The organism is Paenibacillus sp. FSL R10-2778 (genome assembly GCF_038593035.1).
In the GTDB taxonomy this organism is placed as follows: Bacteria; Bacillota; Bacilli; order Paenibacillales; family Paenibacillaceae; genus Paenibacillus_AQ; species Paenibacillus_AQ odorifer.
This window is the reverse complement of sequence record NZ_CP151956.1, coordinates 3,581,326-3,593,734: the sequence shown is the minus strand read 5'-3', so window position 1 is coordinate 3,593,734 and position 12,409 is coordinate 3,581,326. Positions and strand designations below refer to the sequence as shown.

The following is a 12,409-nucleotide window of genomic DNA, read 5'->3' as shown; positions in this document are numbered from 1 at the left end:
AAACGGACACTCATATTGGTGTCCGTTCTTAAGAGCAAATACTTATTTATTGAATTGCTCAAAAATATCTTTTATCCAAACATCAATGTTTGTTGCATATTATTCTAGTTTAATGATCAAATCAGATAGTTCAGAGTTAGGCATCTCGTTTACGGTAAAATATAATAGCTGCTGTAATAAAGATCAGTGTCCATAACAGGGAAATACCTGTCCCTTCCATTGGTGTAAGGACATTTATTTCATCGGAGGAAGGCGGCATATACATATAATATCCTGCTGTATCCGGAAAAAAATATTTAGTATTGTGTAGAAAATCTTTCGACAATGGACTGACAATGAAGTAATAGCCAAGCAGTACCACTAAAGCAGGAGTAGTTCGTCTTAATAAAGCACCTATAGCTGCACTGAGAAGTGTGGTTAAAGTTAGATAGCCTGTTGCACCTGCTAATGATTTTATCATTTCGTCTATTTCAATCACTACTGCTGTGTCTTTCATCATGATAAAGGTATATAGTACACCTGATGCAGTAGTAAAAGACGCCGCAGGAATGGTTATAATGGTCAAGGCCAAATACTTCGTGGATAATTGAAACCCTCGCCAAGGTATCGTAGTTAAAGTAGTTCGAATCTGTCCCCCTGTATACTCTGAACAAGTAGCTAAGATACCAAGAATAATGAATCCTGCTTGAAGATATCCCATAGAAGAAAGTCCTGTATTCAGTATATTTTGCGTTCCTGCTGCCCCTTGTAGATCAACAGAAGTAAAAGCAGCGGCTAAACCTAAATTAAGAATGAATGTAACCAAAAGAGTGAGCCCTATCAATGGTAATGTAACTAATTTATCCAGTTCAGCACCCAGGATTTGTGTTATCTTTCTACTAGATGAGACACTCATGCTGCAACGTCCCTCCTATGGAATACAATAGCTGCAACAATGAAAACAACGACTACCCAGGCAAACATGACTAAACCGCCTGTGAAGGGGGTGTGAAACCTCTCGAATAAACTGCCTGTGGACGTGTTGTCCGTAAACATAAACATTTCAGCGCCAGCCCTATCTGGTAAGTAAAACGCCAACTTTGTAACCCTATACAACAGGACACTAAATGATACAACGGATGAATTTATTATGAGCACAGCAAGCGGGAGGATGCCATTCTTAGTTAGAAAAGTAATTCCAAGTGCTAAAAGAGCAGTGAATGTCCAGTAACAAATGGCACCGATAAGTCTGGACCATTCAAATGCAGGGGCATATTCACCAAGAATAAGATGCGTTGCAGACACAGTTGTCATAATAGCAACAATACAAAGCAGTATGCTGATCACAGTCACAGCGCCTGCTTTTGCCAATAAAAAATGAATTCGGGATGAAACAACAGTTAAACTCGTTGTAATCTGTTGTCCTCCACCAGATTCACTGCTCTCTGTCAAATACTCACTGCTGACAGCAAGCACACCAAGAATAATAACGCCTTGCACACCAAGAGCTAACCCGATATAGCCAACTTCCGATAGCCGCGTGCTAACTCCAGCTATAATCTCCTCTTTTTGTGCTATGCTGTCCAAGGCAGAAATAAGCGCTGGGGCAAACGCTCCAATGAGAAAAGCAAGCCAAATACCCGGTAAGGAGAACAATTTAGATAGTTCCGCGTTAAATGCTCTCATACAACTTCACCTGCATTTTCAGATGTCAGGGCAAAAAAGGCTTCCTCCAGCGTGGAATAGTTACCTATTACTTCTTCCAATGTTCCATCTGCAACGATAGTTCCATGCTTAATAATCACCACATCATCAACCGTCTCTGCAAGCTCTCCCATTAGATGACTGGATAACAACACCGTATTTCCAGACTCAGCACGTTCACGTAAAAATGTCCGAATCCACCGAATTCCTTCTGGGTCGAGCCCATTTACGGGTTCATCTAAAATCAATACTTTTGGATCACCGAGTAGCGCAGCTGCTATTCCAAGTCTCCTCCCCATACCAAGAGAATACTTCCCAACTCTTTTTCCGGCTGCATTAGTAAGACCTACTATTTCCAGAACTTCCTCGACACGTGAGTTAGACAATCCTGCGGCACGAGCAATCCAACGCAAGTGTGCCCGTCCTGTTCGCATACGATGAGCTCCAAATCCATCAAGTGCGGCACCTACTGTTGATACAGGATTATGTAATTCTGCGTATGGCTTTCCATTGATTAGTGCACTCCCTGAGGTAGCACGATCTAATCCAAGCAGGATGCGAAGTGTAGAGCTTTTACCTGCTCCATTTGGACCTAGAAAACCAGTTACTCTGCCAGGTCTAGCTTTAAAACTGATACCTGATAAGATTTTCCCAGTTCCGCGATGTTTGACTAAGTTATTAATTGTAAGCAACCATAACACTTCCTTTCTGTTATGGTTCTAATTATAAAGAAGCAAAGTTACATCTCGGTTATCCTGCTGTTTACTTCTGGTTTAACTTTAGGTTAAGCTCTACCAATAGCCACTGTTGTGCCGTTTTCATTTGATGTAAAGTCAGCTTTAAGCTTCATTTTATTCAACATATAATTTGAAGTCGATAAACCTATCCCCGCCCCACGCTCATAGGAAGAGTTATCCATCCCCGGACCTCTGTCTGCAACAATGATCTGTTCTTTTTCTACATCAACCACAATGTTTACATATTTCCCCTCTGCTGCATGGCGAAGAATATTCTGAAATAAATTATCCAGAACACGTGTCATCCATTTAGGATCTGCATCCCAATAAAAAGTCGCCTCAGTCGGTAAATCAACCTCGATCCGGATTTCTTTTTCTTCAAATACAGGATACCACGCAGCAACAGATGCTCTTACTAAACGTCCAATATCTGTTGAAGTGGGCTCAAAAGGATGTTTTCCTGATGTAAGCAATGTATAGGAAAGTAAATCATCCATTAGATCTCCGACTCTAGTAATCGTATGGTTCATCTCTGATAATGAGTTTTGTCCTTCTAGACTCATTGATTCTTTATTTAATCGGGTGACATGTCCTCTCAAAATGGTAAGCGGCGTTCGTAAGTCGTGAGATAAATTCGCGATGAGTCGATGTCGTAACAATTCCTCTTCATGTTCTCGCTTGCGACTGTCTTCAAGCTGCTGAATCATCCAATTAAAAGAACTTCCTAACTGGTCGATTTCATCCATACGATCACTTTGAACGGATATTGGTTTAGGAAATGAATTATGATTAGCTGAAAATGACATGACTTCCTGTAAGCAGGTGAGACGTTTACGAAGTCTCAAGAAGAAAATCCAAGAGATTACCACAAATGCGACAATAATAAAACCAAACACAAGAAGTACAATGTAAAAATAATTTAACTTATTCAGCTCTTCTTCATTAAAAGGAGACGCAATGAACGCAGATAAGAAAATAAGTACGATCGGAGGTAAAAAGATAAATAGAAAATGTCCTTTTAGAAAACGACGAAATAATGATTTAGTCTGTTTCATAGTTTCACCCGATAGCCTATTCCCTTCAACGTTTCAATAATCTCTGGGGAGTCTGGATGGCGTTCCAGCTTTTGACGCAGTCGATGAATATGTACCATTAATGTTTTATCACCTGTGATATAAGCTTCTTCCCAGATGGCTTCATAGATTTGTTCTTTTGGTAACACTTGATTAGGGTGGCGTAAGAAGTACATCAAAATATGATGTTGTTTCCCTGTCAATATAATTTCTTCTCCTGTGTGTTTGTCAAATACCATTTGGATTTCCGGATCTACTTCAATATAATTCCCTAATGAAATGCGTTCGGAATGTGTTCCGCCCTTTCGACGGATTAATACTTCTAATCTAGCAATTAGTTCATCCGTATGGAATGGTTTCGTTAAATAGTCATCAGCAAATTGTAACCCTTCTACCTTATCATCTATCGATGTTCGAGCAGTTAACAGCAAAATAGGAACAGCAGGAGCTGCCTTTTTTAATCGTTTCCCCACAGTAAATCCGTCTAAACCGGGTAACATGATATCCAAAATAACGATTTCATGCTGATTTACTTCTTTTTCAGCTCCTTCACCAGAAAGCAGCCACTGTACTGAAAATCCTCGTTGTTCCAATTCTTCCTTTACCCAACTGCCGATCTTCTCATTATCTTCAATATATAACACGTTTCTTTTCAAGTAACTTCCCTCTTTCTAAACCGAGTTCACTATTAGACAGATTAACACAATCTAAAGAATTGTTTCCAGTTAAGACAATTTTATTGTTCGTTAATAGAGGACATTCACCGCCAAGTTATCGTCTATGCCGGGCGCACACTAGAAAACCCTCTAACATGGCAGTGCATGTTAGAGGGTTTCGAGCGTAGCTGCTAATTTTAGGAAATACTACTTCATGATACTAATGGATTTCGAAGTATTATCGAAGAATATATTTGCACCAAAATACTCAGCAATGAAACGTAATGGGAGCATAGTACGACCGTTTACAAGTTCAGCTGCTACATCCATTCCTGGTGCAAGTTCACCGATCTTAATCGATAAAGTCTGACCTTTCAAGGTGATCATTACGGTTTTCGTAACGTTATCCCAGCTTACATTTGCTCCTAAGCTCTCGGCAATGAAGCGCAGTGGGACTAACGTTCTGCCTTTAACTACCGTTGAAGCAACGTCCATACTCATTTCGATTCCGTTTAATTTATATCCTGTCTTTCCTAAAGTGAATACCAATTTCACAGGTTCAGGCTTGGCTGTAATGAAGATATAACCTAGTCCTTTTGTCGTGAAGGTAAATTTACCTGTCTCACGCTCATAGTTGCCGCCTAAACGCTCCATGTTACCGTTCAATTGAAGCATAACACCGCATAACATGTTAAGCTCGTTTGTCGACAGCTTCTCTTTTGACAGATCGAAGGTTACGGGTATAAGCCCTGTATAATCCGTTACTTCCCGGCCATCCACGAAGATCTTTAATTCATATCCCCGCCCTATAGCTCCGCCTCTTTCATCTACAGGTTTAATGACAACCTTCATCCGCTTTCCTGTATTCAATTGCTTCAACAATTCAGCGGACAATTTAACAGATACGGTGTTATTCGTAACGATTAGCGGTTTGTCGGCATTAATAATCGCACCGATCGTATCGCTTTGAATCTCAAGCTCATCTTTTCCGGCTGACATCATCAATGCAATGGAATTGCCCTTCTTCAGCTGCTCTTTGATTGTAGCATCAATACGCTCCGCTACTGATAACTCTGGCGAAGGAGTCGGCGTACTGCTGTGGCCATTTGAATTGCCGCCATTGTTATTGCCATTATTGCCACCACTGTTATTTGCAGTAATTACAATAGTTAACTCTATCGTATCCATGCCAGCATGATTGGAAGCCTTAATATTGAATTTGTAAGTTCCCGCTTCAGTAGGCACGCCTGAAATAACACCCGTAGCTCCTTCTAGATTCAGCCCAGCAGGTAAATAATTATCACTCACTTTCCAGGTAATCGGTTTGTCGCCGTAAACCGCTAATGTTACCGTATACGGTTGTCCAACGTTGCCGCTTGGCAGATTCTTAGTGATAATCTCCGGAGCTGTATCCACTGGCTTATTTTCTTTAATCTCGATGCTCAATTCTCGCTCATCTTTACCAAAATCATTCGTTGCTGCAACCGTGAATTCGTAATATCCTGCCTCTGGAGGCGTACCCGAGATAACGCCTGTTGCTTCATCTAGTTTCAAATCTACTGGCAAATCTCCTCCCTGGACCTTCCAAGAAATCGGTTCACTGCCATATACCGCTAGTGTTACTGTATACGGTTGTCCAACTTTGCCATTTGGTAAATTCTTAGTGATAATCTCCGGAGCTGTATCAACTGAGACATCTTCAGTGATCACTATATTGAACTGTTTTGTGTCACTGCCAACGTCATTGTTTGCTTGAACTTTGAACTTAAATTGACCCCTTTGATCCGGTGTACCAGAGATAACACCAACATCTTCATCCAAGCTCAATCCTGATGGTAATTGCCCCTCTACAACGGCCCATTTGATCGGCTTATCGCCATCAGTGGTAAGAACTGCCGAATAAGGTTGTCCTACCTTGCCATCCGCAAGCGAATTCGTCATTATCGTTGGTGCCGTACCTGCGTCTTCAGCCCATTTCGCATATAATTCAATATCTCTTGTAACAGGATCAGCATCGAAATTCCAAGCATCGTTTAATCCTTTATCTTGATACCAACCGCCGAAAACAGTTTTATCTTTTGTCGGCGCTGTTGGCTCAGTAATTGTACCGCCCATGTCAGCGAACTTCACCGCAACTTCACTGCCCCCATTGGAATCAAAAGTTACCGCATAAGGGTTGTGCGCGCCGATGGAATGCGTTCTAGCGCTAAGTGAATTGCCGAAGAAGTCTGTTCTCTCCGTCATATGAGGCAGAGCATTCGCCCGATCCACATATGGGCTTACAATCTCGGCACCTGCACCATAGGCCAGGTTATTACCATCCGCAAGACGGAATCCGTTCATCGTACTGTAATCAAGCTTGGCCTCCACTGTTCCACTGTTGGTAATCCAATGTTCAGGCGCAGATTTATAGTCTTTTAATATAGAATTCAGTTCCTCTTCCGTTACATAGCGGTTGTCTGTTGCTGTTACTCCTGCACCTAGATATCCGCCTCCACCTGCGTTCATACTGCCAAAAAGATTAGCCGGATATACAATGTTGTTCGTAAACCGTCCGGCTGCAAATGGAGCTGATGTTCCCCCGCCTTTCAGACCCACCTGGTTGTTTTCCCCAGTGTAGGCAAATATATTATTTTGGAAATAAATGTGCAAGTTGGAGGCTGTCGGGTCAAATACTAACGAACTGCTATTCTTCAATGGTGTGACGATGACATTGTTATAGTATAAGCCACTTAATTCCTCGCTCGTTGAAGAACCTCCTGCAAGCAATATTAGACTGTTAAAGCTCTTGTTAAAATCGGGGCTGCGGCCGTCGTTCACGCTAATATTATAGCGAACGATATTGCCCTTGGCAGCATTCATCTGTAAGTACCAACCACCATAGTTATTTCGGCTGTAATTGTATTCATACACATTGTCCTGACAATAGTTGTCAATGTCCCAAGCCATACCGTCATTACTTGCATGATAAGGGTTATCCACAGCTTCATTATAGCGGAAGATGGTGCCTTTACTTGCCATAATCCACGCAGCCGCATAGTTTTGCGAACCTAGATATGTTGGTGCTGTATTATTTGGCCCCCAGTTCGTAACCAGATTGCCGCTCTTATCGCTTAAATAGCTATAACCGTTGTCTGTGACCACATTTCGTTCCACAAGGGAGTTGTTCCCGCCGGACATAACAATGCCATCTCCAACCGAACTAGAAATCCAGTTGTTTCTAAACACAGCGTTGGATGCCCAAGGATAGCTTGAATTACTCCAAGTAATACCTGTGTTATTAGTCCCAGGATTGCTTGGCCCGTAGGCATTATTGCGAATACCTTCGTTATCACAACGAAGGGTTTTGTTGCCTTCAACCAATATATCCACATAACCATTAATAATGATGCCGCCGGATACCTTACTTGCCCCATTTGCTTGGTGCAGCCCATTAACATCATGAACATAGTTATCTCGAATGACGATTCCTTGCATACGAGCATCAGCATAATCTTGAATATTAAACTGACCTTGTCCCAGCTTGGAAATCCGTGACATTACAGCGATACCGGAGCGGCCGTCACCTGCCGCATTGCCGATGTTCGTTACTTCAATTCCACTGACAACCCAATAGTTTACGTCATATAACTCAATGGTACCGTTTAAGGAAATGCCTGATGGGCTCGACGCTGTTCCTCCACCATTAATTACCGGGCGTTGGTTAGGGTCGGTCGTATTATATTTTGTAAGTGTAATCGGATTTCCTTCCTCACCATTGCCGCGCAGTCTGATTTGTTCGTTCCATACGCTATTCGCATCCAGATAAATAGTTGAACCTGGCATAAATACATATTCATTAATCTTGGAGATTGATTTCCATGCCGTAGCCGGTGTGCGTCCATCTGCATGATCGTCACCGTTATTGGAGAGATAATAATCACGGACTTCAAGGGGGACAATGTTCAGCTCGAAGGTGATTTCGGCAGGATACAGATCAAGTCTAACGGTATATTTTCCCGGCACGATATTATTTCTTGTGAATGATTCTCTGTTAATCTTCAATACATTACCGCTAACCGTATAATCCACATCCCGCAGCAGAGTTACAGCGCCGATCTTCACTCCAGCCAGATCCGTTAAATCAGGATTTACGGTGATATTATAGTCATCCAGACCAATAACATATGTGCTGTCTTCCAAGTGACTATACTCTTTAGGCAAGAGCTTTAGCGTAATAGAAGCTGTTCCGGTTTGGGCTGCTATTCCACTATCGATAACATATACGTCATCGATAAAATGCCTGTTCTGTATATCCTTAACCGTTCCAGGCTTGTTGCCCCAGTTCGTAGCAAGCTGCAATGCGTCGATCTTGGAAATATTGTTCTTAACTGGAGTATCAAAATTTCCGCCAGCTGTTGTTTGCCTTTGAATGTCTTGTCCATCGATTTTATAGGTTGTTCCTGTTGATGTAACGAACCATTGAAATTTATGCCAACCTTCGCTTCGCTGGACATCTACAGGATAGAATCTCCCGGATGAGCCAGGCCTGACTGCGTAATTGGTCAGATTTGCGGCCCAATCGCCATCTCCATTGCCATAATTTATTGCGATTTGTTCATTGGATGATGGGGTTAAACCAAAGACAGCGTGGTCATTGGAAGCCGCTCTGCCATCATCATAGTACCAAGCAGTAACGATTGTTGTCTTACCGGTTGCAGGGGCATAATTATAGGTACCTGGAACAGTCGCCACCTGACCGGCGCCGCTTGATGTCGCGGCCTTTCCTCCGGTACGGGACATCACATCGCTGTGAACATATCCGTTCGCACCATTTGAAAATTTCTTCTCCCCTTCAAATCCATCGTAAAACTTAGTGTCAGCCTTATTGAAGTAATCAACGCTCACATGTACAGTAACTTCTTCGTTCCCTGTCGGAATATAACCTTTCTTAACCGTCACGAATCCGGCATCATCAACTTCAATCTTATCCTTGTCTTGATCCGCCGGACTGAAGCTGATGTTATCAGCAACGAACACATCAGCTGTGTCAACCATTAACCGCGTTCTATCTCCTGCCCGTAATGTATCGTTCTGGCGAATTAGCGCAATGTTCGCTGAATATTGTGCACTCTCCCCTGACTCATCAGAGTCTAAGAATCGTAACGTTGCGTTGCCGTTTGCTTTTATTTTAAATGTATCATTTAAAGTCGGGGACAAAGCCGCATCATTGCTTGTTGCTGCAATCGGGCTTCCTTTAGCCACTCCATTACTGAAGAGTTGAACCGAATAGGCAGATGCGTTAGCGACGCGATCCCATGTAGCGTACGTGCCGTTCCATCTGGCATTTGCCGGTACAGGCAATTTCTCGATCTTTAATATTCCGGCTGCTGCAACTTCTTCACTGATATCTCCCGCATTATTTATGACAATAGCTGTAACCGTGTAGTTGCCCACTCCCAGTGCCCTTGCATAGGGCAGAACATGATACCTTTCATGATTGTTAGGCTGGTCGGGTCCCCCATTTTTCGATAAATAATAACCAACAGGTACACCGTCTTTGAACAGTGTTACAAGGGTATCCCCGTAATTGGAAGCGCCATTATAAATACCCGAATCCGAGTCAAGCGTTGGATTAATTGGTGCATTCACCTGCGTATTGGTGGTTATCAACAACGGTACAGCATGGGATTTCACTACAACTCCCTCTGCCGAGGAAACCTCGCAATAATAAAAATTGCCTTGTTGTGAAGCTGCGTCCACATTGGAAAGTGTTAATACTGCCTTATCAGCTCCGCTGACTTTTGTCCCGCTCAAGCCAGTCTCATCATCAGATACATACCATTGATAAGCAGTAGCAGCGGCTGATGCCGTAATGCTAAATGTTGCTGTCTCACCTTGTTTCACTTCTGCAGCTGTTGGCTGAGTGCTTATTTCTAAATTTGGCAATCCGCCGGGAGGTACCAAATTCACTGTTAATGTTCTGGTTCCTGTTGTTGTAGCCACATCTTTTACAACATAAAAATCGTCGATTAGATGTTTATTTTTAATATAAGCTTTGTTCCCTGTCTGGCTATTCCATCCTCCCGCTATTTTAGGCTGAATGGTTGTACCGCTCTTCATAGCTCTGTAAATATCACTTTGCGCTGAATCAGATATTAATGTTCCGTCTATTTGTAACGTCGCACCATTTGGTGTAATAAGCCACTCGAATTTATGCCAGCCTGTGGAACGTAAAGCCCCGCTATCTTTCCAACGGTTGCCTGCTGTACCCGCTGATGATGGTGCATAAGCCCAAGTATATTTCGTCGGGTTATGAATAACATCTGCCTCTGAACTTTGATAGAATGTCCCGGCAAAGGTGGCATTTTTACCATCTACAATAGCAAATTGCGTTCTATCCGTCGCAGTCTTCTCCTCATTAGGATACGGGTCAAAATACCATGCCGTCATCTTATAATTGCTGCCAGCCGGTAATGCCACATCTTGAGCTACCTTTTCATTATTCGTATCATCCGAAGGTGTAATCGCTTTCAATCCAGAACGGGACTGTGCATCGGACAGCGTGAATGACGAGCCTAATTTGCTCATAGATGTCATCGGACCATTGTTGTTCTCGAAGTCCTCCATGAATAACACTTCTGAGTCAGGGTAATAACCCGCCCTGGCCGTGATTGTCACCGGGACGCCCGGAGCATCTGGCGACGCAAATGTATAACCGTTAGATAAAGTAATGTTCCCCTGATTATTAACAGTTAAAAGTTGCGAATTGCTGGAATCATAACTTACCTCGTCAATAACCGGTCCTTTAACCAGACTGCTTAAAGGTGAACCTTTATACGTAAGATTTACCCTACCTGTTTGACCTGCCGCTTGTGTCAATTCTAGTACAACGGAGTCAAAAGATTCGCTCCCTCCCGCAGCTGACACTTCGGATGAAGGCGCCAAGCTGAACAGACCAGGGAATGCCAACGTTGTAGCTATAACTATCGACAAAGCTTTTTGCATCCATTTCCATCGTATCATTCCAAAATTTCCTCCCTTTGAAATTAATAAATTTATACTTTATAAAAAATCTGTATCTATGGAAGTCTCAATAGACATAGATTTTTATAAACTTAAAAACTAACTATTCTAGTTCACTACTAACTCACTGAATCGATTACCGTTATACACGATCTTCAATTCATTCGTATTTGCAATTAACGCTCGCAAGTCAGACTCCGCCGATCCGTATAGAATGGAATCTTTCACTTCTTCCAGTTTAAGCTTGGTGATTTCCGGTTTTGTGGTTAATGTAGCAATGACATCCTCACCCATATATTTACCGATTACTGTCTCACCTATAGAAGCAGCAGCTAAAGACTCCCAGAACTTAAGAGACTCGGTATCTTCTTTGGATATATCCAAACGATTTAGCACTTTTTCTTCTTTGGCCTGCCCCGCTGTCGCTAACGCAGCCGTTAATTTATCAGCTACACGAACATAATCCGCACTTTTTGATGCATACTCAACTTGTAACTCGGTGTCGCTCATTTTCGTTTTCTTTACCTGGGTTTCTATCAAATCCGGCCAACGGGCGCCACTTAAATATTGCATGTATTGATATAAATCAAACTGAGGCAACCCATAGTAAGTCTCTCCTGAATCATCCATCTTAGCTCGCTTAACATTTTCTTCTTGCATGTCGGATTTAAGCTCATCAAAGCTTTGGTAAGGGGCGATTCCTCGCTTGTCTGCAATAAATTGCTCCTGCTTGGACATTAGCAATGCTGTCATCGCAGAATTTTTGGCGTATTCAGAGGGGGTTTCATGATTTTTACCGTATTGACGTGTCCAGAAGCTCTCATCTACTTGGGCCCCATAAGTTCTGAAGAAATAGTCTACCGTTATAGCTCTCTGCTCTTTGACAAAAGATTGAAATTCTTCCTCTGTTACGGCGTATCCATCTACTGTAAATATCCAATTTTCAGGCAGTTCCGCCTTTTTGTTAGTTAAGCCCAACATGAGTAAAGCAAGAACAATCAGAGCGGTAAACAAGATAATCACTGTTGGTTTTCGTCTTGTAATCCCCATGACAGCCTCCTCTCCAATATTCAACCTAGCTTTGCATGAAAGCCATGACAGTGAAATTCTTCGCCGTTGCAGGAGAAGTTCCCAAATTTAAATGGTTAGACATTATTGTAAGTCTAGCCACACCCTAATGTAAGCGCTTATTTAGACTGAATTAGAACAAATTTGACATGTTCAAATTACCACGTTTGGTTGAAAACGCCCTGCT

The 12,409-nt window shown here is 42.4% G+C and carries 7 protein-coding genes; all 7 read right to left on the bottom strand.

Features of this window, described 5'->3' with window-relative positions:
• Positions 1–136: 136 nt before the first annotated feature.
• The 7 genes from NST40_RS15810 to NST40_RS15780 all read right to left on the bottom strand — a co-directional run bounded on the left by NST40_RS15810 (position 137) and on the right by NST40_RS15780 (position 12,204).
• Positions 137–895, bottom strand: coding sequence for an ABC transporter permease (locus tag NST40_RS15810; RefSeq protein ID WP_076126564.1), 759 nt, complete (start codon positions 893–895; stop codon positions 137–139).
• Positions 892–1,665, bottom strand: coding sequence for an ABC transporter permease (locus tag NST40_RS15805; protein ID WP_076309489.1), 774 nt, complete (start codon positions 1,663–1,665; stop codon positions 892–894). The genes NST40_RS15810 and NST40_RS15805 overlap by 4 nt, the downstream gene beginning before the upstream one ends.
• Complete coding sequence (locus NST40_RS15800) at positions 1,662–2,384, bottom strand: ATP-binding cassette domain-containing protein (RefSeq protein ID WP_249267692.1); 723 nt, start codon at positions 2,382–2,384, stop codon at positions 1,662–1,664. Before NST40_RS15800 ends, NST40_RS15805 begins: the two co-directional genes overlap by 4 nt.
• Positions 2,385–2,467: 83 nt before the next feature.
• The gene (locus tag NST40_RS15795) at positions 2,468–3,475 is read right to left on the bottom strand and encodes a HAMP domain-containing sensor histidine kinase (RefSeq protein ID WP_341002690.1); all 1,008 of its coding nucleotides are present in this window, start codon (positions 3,473–3,475) and stop codon (positions 2,468–2,470) included.
• Positions 3,472–4,149, bottom strand: a complete 678-nt coding sequence (locus NST40_RS15790; protein ID WP_076184885.1) for a response regulator transcription factor — start codon at positions 4,147–4,149, stop codon at positions 3,472–3,474. The genes NST40_RS15795 and NST40_RS15790 overlap by 4 nt, the downstream gene beginning before the upstream one ends.
• 207 nt (positions 4,150–4,356) lie before the next feature.
• Positions 4,357–11,154 carry a stalk domain-containing protein gene (locus NST40_RS15785; protein WP_342409697.1) on the bottom strand — a complete coding sequence of 2,266 codons (6,798 nt, stop codon included), beginning with the start codon at positions 11,152–11,154 and terminating at the stop codon, positions 4,357–4,359.
• A gap of 108 nt (positions 11,155–11,262) precedes the next feature.
• On the bottom strand, positions 11,263–12,204 hold the full coding sequence (locus NST40_RS15780) for a hypothetical protein (protein ID WP_342409696.1): 942 nt from the start codon (positions 12,202–12,204) through the stop codon (positions 11,263–11,265).
• Between the last annotated feature and the right edge of the window lie 205 nt (positions 12,205–12,409).

What these genes read in the sequence shown, in the direction of transcription:
- NST40_RS15810 (WP_076126564.1), bottom strand. Translation starts at nt 895, where the DNA reads ATGAGTGTCTCATCTAGTAGAAAGATAACACAAATCCTGGGTGCTGAA.
- NST40_RS15795 (WP_341002690.1), bottom strand. Translation starts at nt 3,475, where the DNA reads ATGAAACAGACTAAATCATTATTTCGTCGTTTTCTAAAAGGACATTTT.
- NST40_RS15805 (WP_076309489.1), bottom strand. Translation starts at nt 1,665, where the DNA reads ATGAGAGCATTTAACGCGGAACTATCTAAATTGTTCTCCTTACCGGGT.
- NST40_RS15780 (WP_342409696.1), bottom strand. Translation starts at nt 12,204, where the DNA reads ATGGGGATTACAAGACGAAAACCAACAGTGATTATCTTGTTTACCGCT.
- NST40_RS15785 (WP_342409697.1), bottom strand. Translation starts at nt 11,154, where the DNA reads ATGATACGATGGAAATGGATGCAAAAAGCTTTGTCGATAGTTATAGCT.